The sequence below is a fragment of the Luteibacter sp. genome (genome assembly GCF_009912395.1).
In the GTDB taxonomy this organism is placed as follows: Bacteria; Pseudomonadota; Gammaproteobacteria; order Xanthomonadales; family Rhodanobacteraceae; genus Luteibacter.
Window position 1 is genome coordinate 30148 of sequence record NZ_WNDO01000024.1, and the last position, 17460, is coordinate 47607.

Below are 17460 nucleotides of genomic sequence, written 5' to 3' on the forward strand. Positions count from 1 at the left end.
CCGTAACGGTTTTGGCGCCATAGTCGACCCATCTTTTTCCTGCTTCCCGGAGATACCCATGGCCCAACCCAGGCTGTTCACCCCGCTGCGCATCCGCGATCTCGAACTGGCCAACCGCATCGTCATCGCCCCGATGTGCCAGTACTCGGCGCAGGACGGCCAGATGAACGACTGGCACCTGATCCATCTCGGGCAACTGGCGCTTTCGGGCGCCGCGCTGCTGACCATCGAGGCGACGGCGGTGCTGCCCGAGGGGCGTATCACGCATGCGGACGTGGGCCTGTGGGACGACGCGACGGAAGCCGCCATGCGTCGCGTGCTCGACGGCGTGCGTCGCTGGTCGACCATGCCCGTCGGCGTACAGCTCGCCCATGCGGGTCGCAAGGCCTCCACGGCGGTGCCCTGGGTGGGCGGCCGGCAGATTGCGCCGAATGCCGAAAACGGCTGGCAGGCCGTATCCGCGTCGGCGGTGCCGTTCCATGAGGACGACGTGGCACCCGTGGCGCTCGACCGCGCGGGCATGGATCGTATCCGCGACGCCTTCGTCGAGGCAGCGAAGCGCGCCGACCGCCTTGGCATCGACCTGGCGCAGATCCACGCCGCCCATGGCTATCTCATGCACCAGTTCCTCTCGCCGCTGTCGAATCAGCGCCATGACGAATACGGCGGCTCGCTCGAAAACCGCATGCGCTTCCCCTTGGAAGTGTTCAAGGCGGTGCGCGAGGCGTTCCCTGCCAACAAGCCGGTGACGGTGCGCGTCTCCGCGACCGACTGGCACGACGGTGGTTGGGACGTCGAACAGACGGTCGTTTTCGCCAAGGCACTGGAAGCACTCGGCTGCGACGCGATCCATGTATCCAGTGGCGGCCTGCACCAGCATCAACAGATCGCCGTCGGTCCGAGCTACCAAGTGCCGTTCGCCCGCGCGGTGAAGCAGGCCGTGTCGATTCCCGTGGTGGCCGTGGGCCTGATTACGGAGGCCCAGCAGGCCGAGGCGATCGTTTCCACGGGCGACGCCGATGTGGTGGCGCTGGCCCGTACCGTGCTCTACGACCCGCGCTGGCCGTGGCATGCCGCGGCGGAACTGGGTGCCACGGTGCGCCCGCCGAAGCAGTACCTGCGTTCGCAGCCGTCGCGCTTCCGCCACCTGTTCGAGGCGGAGGGTCCGCTGGAGGCCGCGCCGTATTGGGCTCCCGGAAAGGACGGACGACTGGTCTGAGGCGGTCGGGGCGAGCCTCTTGAATCCAGTGTACCAATCAGTACAATGGATTCACTTCGGTACGAAAGGCTCTTCCCATGACCGCGCTCATCCCTCCGTTTACCCACGACACCGCCGTGGCCAAGGTCCGCCTGGCCGAAGATGGCTGGAACAGCCGCGACCCGAACAGGGTATCGCTGGTCTATACCCCGGACAGCCAGTGGCGGAATCGGGCCGAGTTCGTGACGGGCAGGGAGGCGATCGTCGCCTTCCTCACGCGCAAGTGGGCGAAGGAACTGGACTATCGCCTCATCAAGGAGCTGTGGGCGTTCACCGGCGAGCGCATCGCGGTGCGCTTCGCCTACGAATGGCACGACGACAGCGGCAACTGGTTCCGTTCCTTCGGTAACGAGAACTGGGAGTTCGACGACGCCGGGTTGATGCGTCGTCGTTTCGCCTGCATCAACGACCTGCCGATCCGCGAGAGTGAGCGTCGTTTTCATTGGCCGCTGGGCCGCCGTCCCGACGACCACCCGAGCTTGTCGGACCTGGGCCTGTAATGGCACGACTGGTCTACGAGCGCGCCGACGTGGTGCCGATGCTCGCGGAAGTGTTTCGCGAACTCGGCTACGATGGTGCGAGCATGGCGCGCATCCACGAGCGCACGGGCCTGGGCAAGGGCAGCCTCTACCACTTCTTTCCGGACGGCAAGGAAGACATGGCCGCCGCCGTGCTTGCCGATATCGACACATGGTTCGACCGCCAGGTATTCGCGCCGTTACGTCTGGATCCGCCGGAAAAAGCCATCGATGCGATGTGGCGCACGGTTACGGAGTACTTCCAAGGAGGTGGTCGTGTCTGTCTCGTGGGCGCCTTTGCGCTCGACGGCACGCGCGACCGTTTCGCGATCGCCGTAGCGGGTTACTTTCAGCGCTGGATCGACGCGCTGTCCGACGCGCTTGTGCGTAGCGGACGCGATAGTCGGTTGGCGCGAGACGCGGCGGAGGAAGCGGTGTCCGGCATCCAGGGCGCGCTCGTGTTGTCGCGGGCACTGGACGATCGGGAAACCTTCGCCCGCGCCATGACGCGGCTGGCGCGGCGGTTGCGCGACTGACCTCGACGCGATGCGCGTGGCGTGGAATGCTTGGCGCCGCATTCCACGCAACACCCCGAGGACACCATGGACACCGACGTACGACGCTGCGCCTGGACCGGCGCCGATCCGCTCTATCGCGATTACCACGACGAGGAGTGGGGTGTTCCGCTGCACGATTCGCGCATGCTGTGGGAACAGCTGATGCTCGAAGGGTTCCAGGCAGGGCTGTCGTGGATCACGATCCTTCGCAAGCGCGAGTCTTTCCGCAAGGCCTTCAAGGATTTCGATCCGGCGAAGGTCGCCCGCTTCGGCGAAAAGGATGTCCTGCGCCTGCTCGACGACGCAGGCATCGTGCGTTCGCGCGCAAAGATCGAAGCGACGATCAACGGCGCACGCATCTACGAAACGATGCGCAAGGCCGGTGAGGATTTCGACAGCTACTGCTGGTCGTTCACCGGCGGCAGGGTGATCCGTGGCGACGGACGCCATTTCCCGACGCAGACGCCGCTCTCCGTCACCATCTCCAAAGACATGAAGAAGCGCGGCTTCAAGTTCGTGGGACCGACGATCGTCTATGCGTGGATGCAGGCCGTTGGCATCGTCGACGACCACGCGCACGACTGCTTCCGCCGCCGCTAGGCCTTGCGCGCCAGGCGGCTCGCCGCGACGGGAACGTTGCGGAACGCCACGCCCAGGCGATTGAAGGCGCTCATCAACGCGATGGCCACGGAGAGATCGGCCAGTTCCTTGTCGTTGAACACGGCGGCCGCCGCCGCGTAATCCTCGTCGGGAACGCCTGTCTGGTCCACGCGGGCGACGGACTCGGTCCAGGCCAGGGCGGCCTGCTCGCGCGGGCTGAAGACCTCGCCGGCCTCGCGCCAAGCGGACGTCAGGATCAGCTTTTCGAAGGGCGTACCGAGCTTGTGCAGGTCCTGCGAATGCATGTCGATGCAGTACGCGCACTGGTTGATCTGCGACACGCGCAGGTAGACCAGGTCGACGAGGTCGCCCAGGCCGCTGGCCTTGAGGTAATCGTGTACGGCCACGAAGCCCTTGATGCTGTCGGGGGCCACCGCGTAGTAGTTGATGCGCTTGCTCATGAGGGGACACTCTCGGGTTGTCGGGATAAGGCCAGCATGCGCCGTGGACGGTATCCCCGAAAGGGCCAAGTCCTGCGAATCCGGATGTACCATTCGCGGCATGGACGGCTCATTCGGCATCTCGATCGATCGCGGCGGACGGCTATCGCTGTCCGAGCAGATCGCGGACGGCATCCGCGCGGCGATCCGCGAGGGGCGTTTGCCGCCCGGTGCCCGCCTGCCGTCTTGGAACGATCTGGCGACCCAGCTTGGCGTGGCTCGGGGCACTGTGCGCAGCGCCTATGAAAGCCTGGCCGATGGCCAGTTCGTGATCGCAGCCGGCGCGGCGGGTACGCGCGTGGCGAAGCGGCCGCCAACCTCGCGGATCGTGCCTGAGCCTGCAAAGGGCAAGGAATCGTTCGGCCCCTTTCCGGGCGGTGCGACCTCTCCGCTGCCGTTCCAACTCGGCGTGCCGGCGACGGACCTGTTCCCGGCAGCCCTGTGGTCGCGCAAGCTCGCCCAGGCGGCGCGCGACGCGATCGCGGTGCCCACGGGCTATCCCGACGCGGCGGGCGAACCCGGACTGCGTGCCGAGATTGCCGGCTATCTCGCGGTGGCGCGCGGGCTGGCGTGCCGGCCTGCGCAGGTCTTCGTCACCCAAGGGTACGCGGGCGCCTTCAGTCTCGTGATGCGCATGATTCGCGCCCACGGGAGCAAGGCGTGGGTCGAGGATCCGGGCTATCCCTTCGCACGCACCGCGTTGGGCTGGTCGGGCGTCGAGGCGGTGGGCGTACCGGTGGATCGAGACGGCCTCGATGTCGCAGCTGGCATCGCGAAGGCTCCCGATGTCGCTTTCGCCCTGGTGACCGCGGGCCAGCAGGCGCCGCTCGGTCACACGATGTCCCTCGAACGCCGGCATGCCTTGCTCGATTGGGCGGCGGGCAGACGCTGGATCGTCGAGGACGATTTTCTCGGTGAACTGCAACTCGTGCGGCGTGCCGCGCCGGCGCTCGCGTCGATGGACGCTCGTCGCGTGCTGCATATCGGCAGCTTCAGCAAGACCATGTCGCCGTCGCTTCGCATGGGCTTTCTCGTGGTGCCCATGGATCTCGTGGATGCGGCCACCCAGGTCGCCGGTACGCTGGAGCCGGCGCCTCCGCCCGTGGTGCAGATGGCGCTGGAATCCTTCTTGCACGAAGGGCATTACCTGCGCCACCTGCGTCGCATGAAGCGGGCCTATGCCGAGCGTCGCGAAGCGGTTATGGGAGCGCTGGCGGCGCGCTCGTTCGCTTGCGAGGCCAGTGGCCTGTCCGTGCGCCTGCCTCTTGCCGATGGCGTGGACGATGGTGCATTGGCCCGCGAGGCCATGGCGGTGGGCCTGTCGCCGGTGCCCCTGTCGCCCTGGTTCGTTTCGGATGCCATGCGGTGTTCGGGCCTGCTGCTGGGTGTCACCAACGTACCGGTTGACCGGGCCACTGCCCACGTAAACGCCTTGCTGGATGTCCTCGCGCGGAGGGGTGTGAGGCCTTGAGGGTATGATATGCGGCCGTAGCCTCGTTTCTGGTCGCTCCCTTGTCGTCGCCCCTCATCCCCTCGCCGGACCCCACGGTTCCGTTCACCGATGCCGATCGCACCTTCATGGAGCGCGCGCTGGCGCTTGCCGCGCACGCCCGTGACGCCGAGGGCGAGGTACCCGTGGGCGCCGTGCTGGTGATGGAGGGGCAGGTGGTGGGCGAAGGATGGAATCGCAACATCGGCCTCAACGATCCCACCGCCCATGCCGAGATCCAGGCCTTGCGCGCGGCGGGGCAGGCGGTGTCGAACTATCGGTTTCCTGGCTCCACGCTATACGTGACGCTGGAGCCCTGTGCGATGTGCGCGATGGCAATGGTGCACGCGCGCGTGGGCCGAGTGGTGTTCGGCGCCACCGATCCGAAGACCGGCGCCGCCGGCAGCGTGTTCGATACGCTGGTGTCGCCAAAGCACAACCATCGCGTAGAGGTGGTCGGCGGCCTGCATGCGGATATCGCGGGTGAGATGTTGCGGCAGTTCTTCCGCGCGCGGCGTTAGTCCGCGAATGGCGCCAGCGCCTCGGCGCAGCCGCGTTCGATCTTGAGCGTAATCAGGGGATCGGCACGGGTGACGCCGAAGTTCACCGAGGCGATGGGCAGGCCGCGCCGCGAGGCTTCGAGCACGAAGCGGTAACCCGAATACACCATCAGCGACGAGCCGACCACGAGCATCGCGTCGGCACGTTCCAGATGCGCCCAGGCGGTATCGACGCGCGCACGCGGCACGTTCTCGCCGAAGTACACGACATCGGGCTTGAGCACGCCGCCGCATACCTCGCACGCCGGGATGTTGAAGGTGGAGAAATCCACGCCATCGAGATCCGCGTCGCCGTCCGGGGCGATACGCGCGTTCAAGGTCATCCAGCGGGGATTGGCGGCCTGGAGGCGAGCCTGCATATCATCCCGGCGCGTGATATCGCCGCACTGCATGCAGCGCACGCGGTCGAGGCGGCCATGCAGGTCGACCACGTTGAGGCTGCCGGCGGCCTGGTGCAGACCGTCGACGTTCTGGGTGAGCAACAGTTCGATGCGGCCTTCGTGTTCGAGCTTCGCGAGGGCGCGATGCGCGACGTTGGGCTGCACGTCGGCGAAGTGTCGCCAGCCGATCATGCCGCGCGCCCAATAGCGTGCGCGGGCGGCCGGCCCACTCATGAACGATTGCAGGGTCATGGGCGGGCTGCGTTTCCATTCGCCGTTGCCGTCGCGGTAATCGGGAATGCCCGAATCCATGCTGATGCCGGCACCAGTGATGACGAACAGGCGCGGATGGGCTTCGATGAAGGCGTGAAGCGGATCGGCTGGCGTGGCGATGGCGGCTGGCGTGTTCACGGGACGGGACTATAGCCGAAGCGGGTCCACGCTCGCGCGAAGAACCGCCAGAAGGCGCGCCGCGTCGTCGCCGAACTGACGGATGGCCTCGTCCAGGCGTGCGCTTCGGCCATGCACGATGATTTCGTCCTCCAGGCGCTGGCCGATATCGGCCAACGTGGTCGCCTCGGCCAGCCCCAGCACACCGGCCACCCGGTGTAGCCATGCCTGCAACGGTGTCGCTTCGCGGGCCGCGAGCAGTGGGCCGAGGGCTTCCAGGTCGCGGGCCAGGGTTTCGTCGAGCAGGCGTACGAGGGTGCGTAGGGCTTCCTGGCTACCCAGCGAAGCGCGTAGCGCGTCGATATCGACATCGAGCGTGGCGAAGGCGATCGCCATCTCAAGGATCACGTGCCGCCGTCCGTCGTCGTCTACCTCCCGAAACAGCATGCCGCCGTGGCGTTTGGCCAGCGCGACCGAGCGTCGCCAGGTGCGCAGCGACATGGGACGCGTGCCGGCGAGGGTGATGTGGATGCGTTGGTACGCCGGATCCTCGACGACGACATCGGCGTAGAGCGCGATGTGCCGGCGGCCGTGCAGTCGTCCCTTGCTCACCAGCCGCACGACGATGGCGCGAATGCCGTCGAAGGGACCGCGCAGGGCGGGTGAGAGTGCGGGATCGGTTTCCACCAGGACGATGGCAGGATGGTCGCGGAAACGAAGGAGCAGGGCGGGGAGGTTGCCGCGATGCGCGGATGTGCCGCGATGTGATCGCCGTCGACCCAGATACCGGCACAATCGTGACAGGATCGGCATGATTGTGCTCAACTTCCGGCCCCTTTGGCCATGGCAGGCCAGCACGCACAGACGGACACGGCAATGGAGGAAGGACACTCATGGGATATCGCGTCATCGTCGCCGACGATCATCCCGTGGTGCTCAAGGGCGTGGCACTGGCCCTGGCCAGGAACGAGCTGGCCGAAGTGGTGGGCGAGGCGCTGACCCCCGAGGCCCTTCTCGACCTTCTGGCCACCGTGCCATGCGATGCCCTGATCACCGACTTCAGCATGCCCGGAGAGCAGGAGGACGGTTTCGCCTTGCTGGCGGAGATCGGCCGCCGGCACCCCGACTTGCCCGTCATGGTGATCACCACCCGCGCCAATCCGGCCTTGTATCGGGAAATTCTCGCCACGGGCGTGCGCGCCTTGATCGGCAAGGCCGGCGATACACGGGATATTCCGGAGGCGCTGTTCCGGGTCATGGCCCGGCCGACCTATACCTATGTCGGCTCGTCGGTCAGGGCGCTGCTCGAACAGCGCTATGAGCTTCCCCAGGGAAGCCCGGGTACGCTGGCGGCGCTGTCGCCGCGCGAGGTGGAGATCCTGCGGCTGTTCGCCGCGGGCAACAGCGTCACGGACATCGCCCGCGCCACCGGTCGCGGGCTGTCCACCATCAGCCAGCAGAAATCCAGCGCGATGCGCAAGCTGCGGCTGGATTCCGATGCGGAAATCTTGGAGTACATCGACCATCTGCGTTTCTGAGGCCTCCCCGTGCGTGAGGGGCGCAAGATAGCCAGCGCGCCAGGGGGCCTGACATGGAAGAAATCTCAAAAATCGGTCCTTTTTCGGACCCGTCATCCACGCCCGGTTGACCTCGGAGTCAGGTCGGCGAATTACAATGCCCCCCTTGCGTGCCATGGGGCACCGACAGGAGACGCCTTGGTGAGTGCGAAGATCAACCCGTTGGCGGGCAAACCGGCGACGGAAGGCAAGCTCGTCGACCTTGGCGCGCTGGTCGCGGCCTACGCCGACTTGAGGCCCGATCCCTCGGTTCCCGAGCAGCGCGTGGCCTTCGGTACGTCCGGCCATCGTGGCAGCTCGTTCGAGCGCTCGTTCAACGAATGGCACGTGCTTGCCGTGGTCCAGGCCATCTGCGAGTACCGGAAGCAGGCCGGCGTGGACGGTCCGATCTACGTCGGCATCGACACCCATGCGCTTTCGCAGCCCGCGTTCGAGAGCACCCTGGAGGTGCTTGCCGCCAATGGCGTCGAGACCCAGGTCTCCACCGGCGGCGAGTACACGCCCACCCCGGCCGTGTCGCACGCAATCCTGGTGCACAACCGGGGGCGCCAGAAAGGGCTGGCCGATGGCATCGTCATCACCCCGTCGCACAATCCGCCCGACAGTGGCGGCATCAAGTACAACCCCACCCACGGTGGCCCGGCCGATACGGATGCCACCTCGTGGATCGCGCGTCGCGCCAACGAATTGATCGAGGGCGGTCTGCGCGAGGTCAAGCGCATGCCGTTCGCGCAGGCCCTGAAAGCCGCGACCACGCGCGAGTTCGATTTCCTGCAGCGCTATGTGGGCGACCTTGGCGACGTGCTCGATCTGGACGTCATCCGCGCCCATGGCGTGAGGATGGGCGTCGATCCGCTCGGCGGTGCCGGCGTGCACTACTGGGCCGCCATCGGCGAGCGGTATGGCCTGAACCTGACGGTGGTGAGCGAGACGGTCGACAAGACCTTCTCCTTCATGTCGCTGGACTGGGACGGCAAGGTCCGCATGGACCCGTCGTCGTCCTATGCCATGCAGCGCCTGATCCACCTGAAGGACCGCTTCGACGTGGCCTTCGCCTGCGACACCGACCACGACCGCCATGGCGTGGTCGCGCCCAGCACAGGCCTGATGCCGGCGAACCATTACCTGGCCACGGCGGCCTGGTACCTGTTCCAGAACCGGCCGGGCTGGCGTGCCGACGCGGCGGTGGGCAAGACGGCCGTCAGCACGGGCCTGCTTGACCGCATCGCGGCCGACCTGAAGCGTCCGCTGCGCGAGGTGCCGGTGGGCTTCAAGTACTTCGTGTCCGGTCTGTTCGACGGCAGCCTCGGCTTCGGCTGCGAGGAAAGCGCCGGCGCATCCTTCTTGGCGAAGGACGCCTCGGCGTGGTCCACCGACAAGGACGGCATCGTCGCGGCGCTGCTCGCCGGCGAAATGACCGCTCGCTTGGAGCAGGATCCGGGCAAGATCTATCGCAGCATCACCGACAGGCTCGGCGATCCGGCCAACGCGCGCATCGACGCACCGGCCAGCCACGCGCAGAAGCAGAAGCTGTCGAAGCTGGCGCCGGAGCAGGTGGCCTCGACGACCCTGGCCGGCGATCCCATCGTCGGCGTGACCAACCAGGCTGGCGGCCAGTCGATCGGCGGCATCAAGGTGATGTCGGAGCACGGTTGGTTCGCGGCGCGCCCCTCCGGCACCGAAGACATCTACAAGGTGTACGGCGAAAGCTTCCGCGGCAAGGAGCACCTGGCGAAGGTGCTGGAGGAAGCGCAGGCGATGGTCGACAAGGCGCTGGGCTGAGCACGATGTCGAACCGTCCCATCAAGGTGATCGTCGGATCGCGTAACCCGGTGAAGGTCGGCGCGGTGCGTAACGCGCTGGTGCCGTTGTTTCCCGGTCGCACGGTGGATTGCGAGGGCATGCACGCGCCGTCGGGCGTGCCCGACCAGCCGATGACCCGAGCGGAGACCCGTGAGGGCGTGCTCAATCGCATGAACTACTGCCGCCAGCATGGCGGCGAGGCCGACTTCTACGTGGCGATGGAAAGCGGCGTGGACGTGACGGAGGACGGGCCAGGCAACTTCGGCTATGTCGCCATTGCCCACGCCGACCAGGTCTCCGTGGGCTGCACGGCATGGCTGCCCCTGCCGCCAGTGGTGTTCGAGGCGTTGCTCGACGGCGAGGAGCTGGGCCACGTCATGGACCGCCTGTTCGACACCGTCAACATCAAGCAGCAAGGTGGGGCGATCGGCCTGCTGACCGACGGCCATGCCACCCGTGAGGGTGCCTACACCCAGGCGATGACGCTGGCCATGTCGCCTTTCCTGCATCCGGACCTGTACGGCGCGGATTGAAAAAGGGGAGCCTGGCGATGCCCGGCTCCCCTCAAAGGCTCAGCGCACGCCGCCCGATGCCCCGATCAGCTCGCCGGTGATCCAGCGGGCGTCGTCGGAGGCCAGGAAGGTCACGATCGGCGCGATGTCGTCCACCTGACCGATGCGGCCGAGCGACGCCTGACTGGCGGCCCAGGCCTCGAAATCCGTGCCCATGAAGCCGGCGGTATGGGTGCCCTCGGTCTCCACCATGCCCGGGTTGACGCTGTTGACGCGGATGCCACGGGCGCCGAATTCGCGGGAGAAGACGCCGGTGATGGCGTCCAGCGCGCCCTTGGTGCCGGTATAGACCGCGCTGCCGGCCGGGGTGATGCGGCTGACCGCCGAGCCGATGTTGACGATGCTGGCGCCCTCCTTGAGGTGGCCGATGGCCGCCTGGGTCACGAGGATGGTACCCAACACGTTGATGTCGAACATGCGGTGGAACTGCTGCTCGGTGGTTTCTTCCACGGGCGCCATCTCATAGACACCCGAATTGTTGACGAGGACGTCCAGACGTCCGAAATGCTCGATGGCGGCCTTCACCAGGCCCTCGGCCTCGGCCTGCTTCGAGACGTCGCCGCCCACCGCCACCGCCTTGCCGCCGGCCGCCTGGATCTCGGCGACGACCTTCTCGGCGCCAGCCTTGCTCGATGCGTAATTGACGATGACGGCCGCGCCTTCGGCCGCCAGCGACCTGGCGATGGCGGCGCCGATGCCCTTGGACGCGCCGGTGACGATGGCGACCTTGCTGGAGAGCTTGCTCATGGATGCGTGTTCCTATCGAAGATGGAAAGGGGCAAGACGCCCCGTGGGACTTCGTGGTGAAGCCGCTGGACCCTGTCTTTGGGATGCATCTGCAGGCGTGTGATAGGCGGTCGCGCACAACACCTTTGAGCGTGGCTCAACAGTGCATGCAGTTTCAGAGCTTGAAACAGGCCCCGGGTACCCTATTCAATGGGACGTCCCCACGGCTTCGCGCCGTCACCTGAGCTTTTGGAACCCGAGCATGAGCACGCAGACCTCCCTCGAACCGGTCGATACCTTCGACTACGTCATCTTCGGCGCCACCGGCGACCTCACCATGCGCAAGCTGCTGCCGGCCCTGTATCGCCGGTTTGCCGAGGGGCAGGTGCCTGCGGAGTCACGCATCGTCGGTACGGCGCGGTCGGCGCTGGACGATGCGGCGTACCGCGAAAGGGCAGCGAAGGCGCTGGCCGAATTCATCGGCGACGATGAACGCGACGATGCGAAAGTGAACGCATTCCTCGGCATGGTTCACTATGTCAGCCTCAACGGCGCGGAGAGCGATGGCAACTGGGCCGGCTTGAGCGACGTGCTCGCGGGCGGCGAGGAACGGGTTCGCGTGTTCTATCTCGCCACGGCGCCCGCGCTGTATGGTGCGATCGCCGCCAACCTGGCGGAAAAGGGTTTCCGCACCGAATCGTCGCGCATCGTGCTGGAGAAGCCGATCGGCACCGACCTTGAGACCGCACGCAAGGTCAACGAGGACGTGGGCCGGCACTTCCCGGAGAACAGCATCTTCCGTATCGATCATTACCTCGGTAAGGAAGCGGTACAGAACATCATCGCGCTGCGCTTCGCTAATCCGATGCTGGAACGCATGTGGGATCGCGAGTCGATCGAGTACGTGCAGATCACGGCGGCGGAGACGGTCGGTCTGGAAGGTCGCGGCGGTTACTACGACGGATCCGGCGCCCTGCGCGACATGATCCAGAACCACCTGCTGCAGGTGTTGACCGTGGTCGCCATGGAGCGACCGTCGTCGCTGGACGCCGACGCGTTGCGCGACGAAAAGGTCCGCGTGCTGACGTCGCTGAAGCCGCTGGATCGCGACAACCTCGGTGCCAACGTGGCGCGCGGCCAGTATGTCGGTGGTACGAGTGGCGGTAAGTCCGTGCCGTCGTACCGTGACGAACTGCCGGATGGCACGCCAAGCAAGACCGAGACCTTCGTGGCGCTGAAGGCCGAGATCGATACGCCGCGCTGGAAGGGCGTGCCGTTCTACTTGCGCTCAGGCAAGCGCATGCCGCGCAAGCTCACCGAGATCGTCGTGCAATTCCGTGCCGGTGAGCCGGGCTTGTTCGGCGAGGCACGTCCGGGCAGTCGCCTGGTGATTCGCGTGCAGCCCAACGAAAGCGTCACCCTGCCGCTGTTCGTGAAGTTCCCGGGTAACGGTTTTGGGCTGGAAGAGGTCGACGCGTTGTCCAAGCTCGGCGATCCGGCGCGCATCCGTTTCCGCGACTCGTACGAAGGCCTGATGCTGGATGCGGTGAAGGGCAGTCCGGCGCTGTTCGTGCGTAAGGACGAGACCGAAGCCGCCTGGCGCTGGGTCACCCCGATCCTGGAAGGCTGGCGTGAGGATGCGCAGGGCCCTGAGGCGTATGAGGCTGGCACCTGGGGCCCGGCCTCGGCGCGTGAACTCCTGGAGCGCGAAGGTCACGCCTGGGTAGAAGACGTGGCGGCCTGAGGTACGTCCATCGCGGACACGGTCCGCTCCCACTCCTTCGGCTGTAGGAGCGCGCTTGCGCGCGATCGCGCGCAAGCGCGCTCCTACAAGGGCGTGGGCAGCACGGGTGGTTCAGACCAGCACGTCAGGCCCTTCCTGTCACTCCAGCAACTGCGCCAGCCGATCGAGACCTTGCTTCAACCGGTGACGCTCCTTCACTCCGCCCAGGGACACGCGTATGGCCTCGCCGCCGGACGGTTCGGGGCGGAACGCATCCGACGGTGTCACCGCCAGGCCTTCCCGTCGCGCTGCGGTGGTGAGCGCCGTGGCCGTCCAGTGTGAGGGCAGGTCGAGCCAGAGGTGGATGCCGCGCTGCAATGGTCCTTCCAGCGCTAGCGCGATATGTGCGACGCGCTGGCGCTCTGCCGATTCCGCCCGCACGCCTTCAAGCACCTGTTTGGCGGTGCCGTCGTGAATCCATTGCGTGGCGATCGAGGTCATCAACGGGGTGGCCATCAGGGTCACCGCACGCAGGTGGCTGAGGAAGGCCGAGCGCGCCGCACCATCGGGCACCGCGACATAGGCCGTCCGCAACCCGGGGGAAAGCGCCTTCGAAAGCGTGGCGATGTAGTGCGTATGGGCGGGTATGCGCCGGGCGAGCGGCGCGGGAGCGTCGCCTGCGAGCGCCCAATAGGGATCGTCCTCGATCAGCCGTAGTCCTGCCTTTTCAATCGCGGAGGCGATGGCATCTCGTCGCTGTTCCGGCATCGTGTCCGCCGTCGGATTGCGCAGGGTGGGATTGAGATAGACCACCGTCGCGCCCGTGCGCTGGGCCATCTCGACCAGGGCCTCCGGCAACATGCCGTCACAGTCCGATGCCACCGTCGCCAGCGTTCTGCCCAGGCGCGCCGCGACAGCGAGGGTGCCGGGGTATAGCGTCGGCTCCACCAGGATGGTGTCGCCCGGCGCGGTCAGCGCCAGGACGATGCCGGCCAGCGCGGCCTGCGCCCCGGGGCAGGTGACGATCCGCTGCGTATCCACGGGGCCCAGCATCGGGTAGAGCCACGCCGCACCGGCGGACCGGTCGGCGTCGCTGCCGCCGCCGGGCTGGTAGCTCATCAGGGCATGGATGTCGGCATGGGTCAGCACCTGGTCGATGCCATGGCGGAGCAGGGTGGCCAGGTCGATGCCGAGCGGCGGGGGTGGCAGGTTCATGCCCAGGTCCACCACCTGTCCCGTATCGAAGCGCGGTGCGGACACGAAGCTGCCGAGCGCGCCACGCGCGTGCAGCAGGTTGCGTTCGCGGGCCTCGGTGTACGCGCGGGTCACCGTGGTCAGGTCGATGCCGAGCAGGTTGGCCAGTTCGCGCTGTGGAGGCAGGCGGTCGCCCGGGCGAAGCCTGCCGTCGGCGATTGCGCGTTCGATGAACCGCATTACCCGGAGATAGCGAGGGCCTTCCTCATCGAAAGCGGCCTTCCAGTCGATATCTTGTATGGATCTTGTCCGCGCCATCGTGTGCTAATGCATGGGTATATTGGCGCATAGTATGCGCCGCATCCCGATTCGCATGCATACAAGAAGGCCCCGCCGTTCGCACGGCGGGGCCTTCGTGTTTTTCAGCTCTGGCGCTTGTCGATGATCGATTCGAGCAGTTCGACCACGCGTTCGCCCTGGCCGTCGAACACCAGTTCCAGCGCGGTACGCCCTTCGAGTTCTTCGATGGGCGTGTTGTTGATCCAATCCCACACCGCCTGGCGGCTCGGCTCGATGCCGTGCGCGAGGGTGGCGATGCGTCGCATGATGCCAACGGCCATGATGGTCAGAACGTCCTGTTGATCGCGAGGAAGAAGCTCTTGGTGTCGTCGGCGTCGACCATCGGGCTGTTCTTGATGGTGTCCGGCAGACGGGAGTAGCGCACGCCACCGATCACCATCCACTTGGTGGTGAGGCGATAGGCGGCCGACATGGCGAGGTAGGGCGAGTTACCGCCGCCGGCCTTGTAATAGGGCAGGCCGCTGCGCGCGGCTTCCCGTGCGCTGATGCCGTAGTAGTAGTTGTTGAGGTTGCTGTCGCTGCGGGTGATACCGATCTTCGGCGTCACGATGAGCTTGCCTGCCGTAATTGCGTAGCCATAGCCCAGGTCGAACTGCGTGCCGCCACCGTGGCCGGTAACCTTCTTGTTCGCCGTGGCCTCGACGAAGCCCCAGCTCGCATTGTGGCGCCAAGCTACGCCGGCCATGGCGCCGATATTGCGGTTGGAAAGCTGCTTCAGCTGCCGGTCGTTGGTGTCTTCGTGACGGAAGCGGTCGCCATTGGGCGACACGGCGATCGAGATCTCGTCCGACGGCGTGGAGAACAGGCGATAGCCGATGGTCGCGCCGCGGAAGTAGAAGGACTTGCCTTCGTAGTTCACCAGCGGCAGCGGCCACGCCTTGTTGTCATAGCGCTTGTACGGACTCGGACTCCAGGCGGCCGCGATTCCGAGCGACCAGCCCTGGGGATGGGCGGCGTCCTCGGACTGTGCGTGTACGGTGCCGGCAACGCCCAGGCTGGCGGTGGCGGCCAGCAGGCAGAGCGAGCGGATGTGGCGGGTCGTCATGTCGAAGGGGGCTCCATGGGGGGGGAATGGCGACATGGCGCAGGATCATGATTACGCCACATTGCCGCAACATTGCGTCGGCCGGAGGCCGTTTTGCACGTGTTAGCATCCCGGCCGACGACGAGGTGCACGTATGCGGATACTGTTGGTGGAAGACGAACCGGAGATGGCCGCCGCGCTGCAATCCGGACTGCACAAGCATGGCATGCTCGTAGACGTCGCACCGGATATCGCCCGGGCCACCGAAGCCCTGCAAAGCAAGGTGCACGATCTCCTGCTGCTCGATCGCCAGTTGCCCGATGGCGACGGCGTTTCGCTTGTCGCGAAGGCGCGCGCGAACCAGGCCGACCTACCCATCATCGTGCTCACGGCACGTGGTTCGTTGCCCGATCGTATCGATGGTCTCGACCAGGGCGCCGACGATTACCTGGTCAAGCCCTTCGCCCTGGAAGAACTGCTCGCGCGTATCCGCGCGATTTCGCGTCGTCCCGCGAAGGTGGTGTTGCCGACGGTGAACGCCGGTCGTCTTCGTTACGATTTCGCCGCGCGCGAGGCCTTGGTGGATGACATGCCCTTGCGCCTGCCGCGACGACAGTTGCTGTTGCTCGAAGCCCTGGCGTATCGATTGGGACGTACCGTTCAGCGTGAAGTGCTGCTCGATGCGGTCTATGGTTTCGATGATGCCATCCAGTCGAACGCGTTCGATGCGCACGTATCCAAGTTGCGTCGTGCATTGACCGAAGCGGAGGCCGGTGTCGAGATCCACGCGATTCGCGGCATCGGTTACATCCTCCGCGAGGCGCCGAATGGCCGGCCGTAGCCGCTCGCTCACCGTCCAGCTTGCATGGCGACTGGGCGTGTTGCAGGTGGTGATCCTAATCGCGACCATCGCGGCCATCGTGTGGAGTATCAGCCAGCCACGCACGTCCTATATCGACGAAGACGTGGCACGCACCGTCGCAAAATCGCTCGTGGTGGAGCAGGGCAAGATGGTCTTCCGCCCGACGCCGGCGATGCGCGACCTGCTGAACGATGCGCCCGAAATGTGGTTCCGTGCCTCGGACGAGCGCGGACATGCGTTGTCGTATGGCAACGTGCCCGAGGTGTACCGTCCCCTCGCCGCATCGCTGAACCAGCTGGAAGCGTCGGAGATCCACGCCAACAGCCGTCCCGCCGAACTGACCATGCGCATCTACGCGGAGGATTCGCCCGACGGTCGCTTGCGCGTGATCGTCGGTGGCGGACCGTTGCTGGGTGTGGGAGTGGTATTCGTCAAGATCGCCATGTGGCTGAGCTGGCGTATCGGCCTTCCCCTGGTGCTGGTGACCCTGATCGCCGTGCCCTGGATCATCCACCGCTCGATGGCCGGCGTGGGCAAGGTCGCGGAACAGGCCGAGGCGATCGATATCGACAAGCGCGGTGCCCGGCTCGAGGACGGCGCGGTGCCGGGAGAGCTGCAACCGCTGGTTCGTACCTTCAATGCCACGCTGGAGCGGCTGGGCGAAGGCTACGAGGCGCGCGATCGCTTCCTGGCCGATGCAGCGCACGAATTGCGCGCGCCGATCGCGATCCTGGAGACGCGCCTGGACAGCCTGCCGCAAGGCGAAACCCGCACACGCCTGCTCACCGACCTGGGACGTCTTTCAAACCTCGCCGAGCAGTTGCTCGATCTCCAGCGGCTGGGCAAGCAGGAAACCGAACTGGTGCCGATCGACCTGGTGAGCCTGTCGCGCGAGGTCAGCGCCGATGTCGCGCCCTTGGTGATCGACGCGGGCTACGAGCTCGCGATGGACGCGCCGGACCAGCCGGTGGTGGTGCATGGCGACCGCATGTCGCTGTCCCGCGCCCTCACCAACCTGTTCCAGAATGCCATCGTCCACGCGGGTGGCCGGGGGCTCATCCATGTCCAGGTGACCCCGGGTGGCATCTTCGAGATCAGCGACCAGGGGCCGGGTATCCCGCACGAGCAGCGGACCCATGTGTTCACGCCGTTCTATCGCCTGCGTCCCAGCAGCGTCGGTACGGGCCTGGGCCTGCACCTGGTCAGCGAGATCGTGGCCCGCCATGGCGGCGATATCCGGGTGCTGGATGCTCCGGGCGGCGGTGCGCGGTTCCGCATCCAGCTCCGGCTGGTCTAGCCAGCTGACAAGGCCATTGCATCCCGGCGGGCGACCCACATTATCTTTGGGTCCCCCTCCTACGGAGATG

At 66.3% G+C, this 17460-nt stretch carries 18 protein-coding genes and 1 pseudogene; 12 read left to right on the forward strand and 7 right to left on the reverse strand.

The features are described 5' to 3' along the window. Positions 1–58: 58 nt before the first annotated feature. The 4 genes and pseudogenes from GAK28_RS18765 to GAK28_RS18780 form a co-directional block, all read left to right on the forward strand. Positions 59–1132 (forward strand): annotated as a pseudogene (locus GAK28_RS18765) (NADH:flavin oxidoreductase/NADH oxidase); the annotation flags it as partial. A 164-nt stretch (positions 1133–1296) separates the two neighbouring features. Then, positions 1297–1758: a nuclear transport factor 2 family protein gene (locus GAK28_RS18770; RefSeq protein WP_291782889.1), complete on the forward strand. Its 462-nt coding sequence runs from the start codon at positions 1297–1299 to the stop codon at positions 1756–1758. Then, positions 1758–2312 carry a TetR/AcrR family transcriptional regulator gene (locus tag GAK28_RS18775; protein WP_291782892.1) on the forward strand — a complete coding sequence of 185 codons (555 nt, stop codon included), beginning with the start codon at positions 1758–1760 and terminating at the stop codon, positions 2310–2312. Before GAK28_RS18770 ends, GAK28_RS18775 begins: the two co-directional genes overlap by 1 nt. Positions 2313–2378: 66 nt before the next feature. Further along, positions 2379–2933: a DNA-3-methyladenine glycosylase I gene (locus GAK28_RS18780; protein ID WP_291782895.1), complete on the forward strand. Its 555-nt coding sequence runs from the start codon at positions 2379–2381 to the stop codon at positions 2931–2933. Here GAK28_RS18780 and GAK28_RS18785 read toward each other — a convergent pair. After that, positions 2930–3394 (reverse strand): carboxymuconolactone decarboxylase family protein, encoded by a 465-nt coding sequence (locus GAK28_RS18785; protein ID WP_291782897.1) that lies wholly within the window; start codon positions 3392–3394, stop codon positions 2930–2932. The two genes, GAK28_RS18780 and GAK28_RS18785, sit on opposite strands and share 4 nt — an antisense overlap. 100 nt (positions 3395–3494) lie before the next feature. Between GAK28_RS18785 and GAK28_RS18790 the strand changes: the two genes are divergently transcribed. Together GAK28_RS18790 and tadA are read left to right on the forward strand one after the other, a co-directional pair. Next, the gene (locus tag GAK28_RS18790; protein ID WP_291782900.1) at positions 3495–4904 is read left to right on the forward strand and encodes a PLP-dependent aminotransferase family protein; all 1410 of its coding nucleotides are present in this window, start codon (positions 3495–3497) and stop codon (positions 4902–4904) included. A gap of 41 nt (positions 4905–4945) precedes the next feature. Further along, positions 4946–5443, forward strand: a complete 498-nt coding sequence (gene tadA / locus GAK28_RS18795) for a tRNA adenosine(34) deaminase TadA (RefSeq protein WP_343161883.1) — start codon at positions 4946–4948, stop codon at positions 5441–5443. Here the strand turns inward: tadA and GAK28_RS18800 are convergent. Both GAK28_RS18800 and GAK28_RS18805 read right to left on the reverse strand, forming a co-directional pair. Beyond that, complete coding sequence (locus GAK28_RS18800) at positions 5440–6255, reverse strand: NAD-dependent protein deacetylase (protein ID WP_291783036.1); 816 nt, start codon at positions 6253–6255, stop codon at positions 5440–5442. The genes tadA and GAK28_RS18800 overlap by 4 nt on opposite strands. 27 nt (positions 6256–6282) lie before the next feature. Beyond that, complete coding sequence (locus GAK28_RS18805; RefSeq protein ID WP_291782903.1) at positions 6283–7077, reverse strand: hypothetical protein; 795 nt, start codon at positions 7075–7077, stop codon at positions 6283–6285. A 68-nt stretch (positions 7078–7145) separates the two neighbouring features. Here GAK28_RS18805 and GAK28_RS18810 point away from each other — a divergent pair, with 68 nt between their 5' ends. The 3 genes from GAK28_RS18810 (at position 7146) to yjjX (ending at position 10165) form a co-directional block, all read left to right on the forward strand. Further along, positions 7146–7790: a response regulator gene (locus tag GAK28_RS18810; RefSeq protein ID WP_291782905.1), complete on the forward strand. Its 645-nt coding sequence runs from the start codon at positions 7146–7148 to the stop codon at positions 7788–7790. 180 nt (positions 7791–7970) lie between these two features. Then, a complete protein-coding gene (pgm, locus tag GAK28_RS18815) occupies positions 7971–9611 on the forward strand; it encodes a phosphoglucomutase (alpha-D-glucose-1,6-bisphosphate-dependent) (protein WP_291782908.1) in 1641 nt (546 codons plus the stop codon). Positions 9612–9616: 5 nt separating this feature from the next. Further along, positions 9617–10165 carry an inosine/xanthosine triphosphatase gene (gene yjjX, locus GAK28_RS18820; protein ID WP_291782911.1) on the forward strand — a complete coding sequence of 183 codons (549 nt, stop codon included), beginning with the start codon at positions 9617–9619 and terminating at the stop codon, positions 10163–10165. 39 nt (positions 10166–10204) lie between these two features. Here yjjX and GAK28_RS18825 read toward each other — a convergent pair whose 3' ends face one another. After that, complete coding sequence (locus GAK28_RS18825) at positions 10205–10951, reverse strand: SDR family oxidoreductase (protein WP_291782914.1); 747 nt, start codon at positions 10949–10951, stop codon at positions 10205–10207. A gap of 241 nt (positions 10952–11192) precedes the next feature. On the opposite strand from GAK28_RS18825, the gene zwf reads away from it, so the two are divergent. Further along, positions 11193–12674 (forward strand): glucose-6-phosphate dehydrogenase, encoded by a 1482-nt coding sequence (zwf, locus tag GAK28_RS18830; protein WP_291782917.1) that lies wholly within the window; start codon positions 11193–11195, stop codon positions 12672–12674. Positions 12675–12812: 138 nt separating this feature from the next. On the opposite strand, the gene GAK28_RS18835 is transcribed toward zwf, so the two are convergent. The 3 genes from GAK28_RS18835 to GAK28_RS18845 form a co-directional block, all read right to left on the reverse strand. Beyond that, the gene (locus GAK28_RS18835; RefSeq protein ID WP_291782920.1) at positions 12813–14087 is read right to left on the reverse strand and encodes a PLP-dependent aminotransferase family protein; all 1275 of its coding nucleotides are present in this window, start codon (positions 14085–14087) and stop codon (positions 12813–12815) included. A 182-nt stretch (positions 14088–14269) separates the two neighbouring features. Further along, on the reverse strand, positions 14270–14467 hold the full coding sequence (locus GAK28_RS18840) for a hypothetical protein (protein WP_291782925.1): 198 nt from the start codon (positions 14465–14467) through the stop codon (positions 14270–14272). 5 nt (positions 14468–14472) lie between these two features. Continuing rightward, positions 14473–15252: a MipA/OmpV family protein gene (locus tag GAK28_RS18845; RefSeq protein ID WP_291782927.1), complete on the reverse strand. Its 780-nt coding sequence runs from the start codon at positions 15250–15252 to the stop codon at positions 14473–14475. A 133-nt stretch (positions 15253–15385) separates the two neighbouring features. Between GAK28_RS18845 and GAK28_RS18850 the strand changes: the two genes are divergently transcribed. Then, on the forward strand, positions 15386–16072 hold the full coding sequence (locus GAK28_RS18850) for a response regulator transcription factor (protein WP_291782929.1): 687 nt from the start codon (positions 15386–15388) through the stop codon (positions 16070–16072). Then, a complete protein-coding gene (locus GAK28_RS18855; protein WP_291782932.1) occupies positions 16059–17390 on the forward strand; it encodes a HAMP domain-containing sensor histidine kinase in 1332 nt (443 codons plus the stop codon). Before GAK28_RS18850 ends, GAK28_RS18855 begins: the two co-directional genes overlap by 14 nt. The last annotated feature ends 70 nt before the right edge of the window (positions 17391–17460 follow it).

Coding starts and splice junctions, on each gene's coding strand:
- GAK28_RS18770 (WP_291782889.1), top strand. CDS start 1,297: ATGACCGCGCTCATCCCTCCGTTTACCCACGACACCGCCGTGGCCAAG.
- GAK28_RS18775 (WP_291782892.1), top strand. CDS start 1,758: ATGGCACGACTGGTCTACGAGCGCGCCGACGTGGTGCCGATGCTCGCG.
- GAK28_RS18780 (WP_291782895.1), top strand. CDS start 2,379: ATGGACACCGACGTACGACGCTGCGCCTGGACCGGCGCCGATCCGCTC.
- GAK28_RS18785 (WP_291782897.1), bottom strand. CDS start 3,394: ATGAGCAAGCGCATCAACTACTACGCGGTGGCCCCCGACAGCATCAAG.
- GAK28_RS18790 (WP_291782900.1), top strand. CDS start 3,495: ATGGACGGCTCATTCGGCATCTCGATCGATCGCGGCGGACGGCTATCG.
- GAK28_RS18810 (WP_291782905.1), top strand. CDS start 7,146: ATGGGATATCGCGTCATCGTCGCCGACGATCATCCCGTGGTGCTCAAG.
- yjjX (WP_291782911.1), top strand. CDS start 9,617: ATGTCGAACCGTCCCATCAAGGTGATCGTCGGATCGCGTAACCCGGTG.
- GAK28_RS18825 (WP_291782914.1), bottom strand. CDS start 10,951: ATGAGCAAGCTCTCCAGCAAGGTCGCCATCGTCACCGGCGCGTCCAAG.
- zwf (WP_291782917.1), top strand. CDS start 11,193: ATGAGCACGCAGACCTCCCTCGAACCGGTCGATACCTTCGACTACGTC.
- GAK28_RS18835 (WP_291782920.1), bottom strand. CDS start 14,087: ATGCGGTTCATCGAACGCGCAATCGCCGACGGCAGGCTTCGCCCGGGC.
- GAK28_RS18840 (WP_291782925.1), bottom strand. CDS start 14,467: ATGGCCGTTGGCATCATGCGACGCATCGCCACCCTCGCGCACGGCATC.
- GAK28_RS18845 (WP_291782927.1), bottom strand. CDS start 15,252: ATGACGACCCGCCACATCCGCTCGCTCTGCCTGCTGGCCGCCACCGCC.
- GAK28_RS18850 (WP_291782929.1), top strand. CDS start 15,386: ATGCGGATACTGTTGGTGGAAGACGAACCGGAGATGGCCGCCGCGCTG.
- GAK28_RS18855 (WP_291782932.1), top strand. CDS start 16,059: ATGGCCGGCCGTAGCCGCTCGCTCACCGTCCAGCTTGCATGGCGACTG.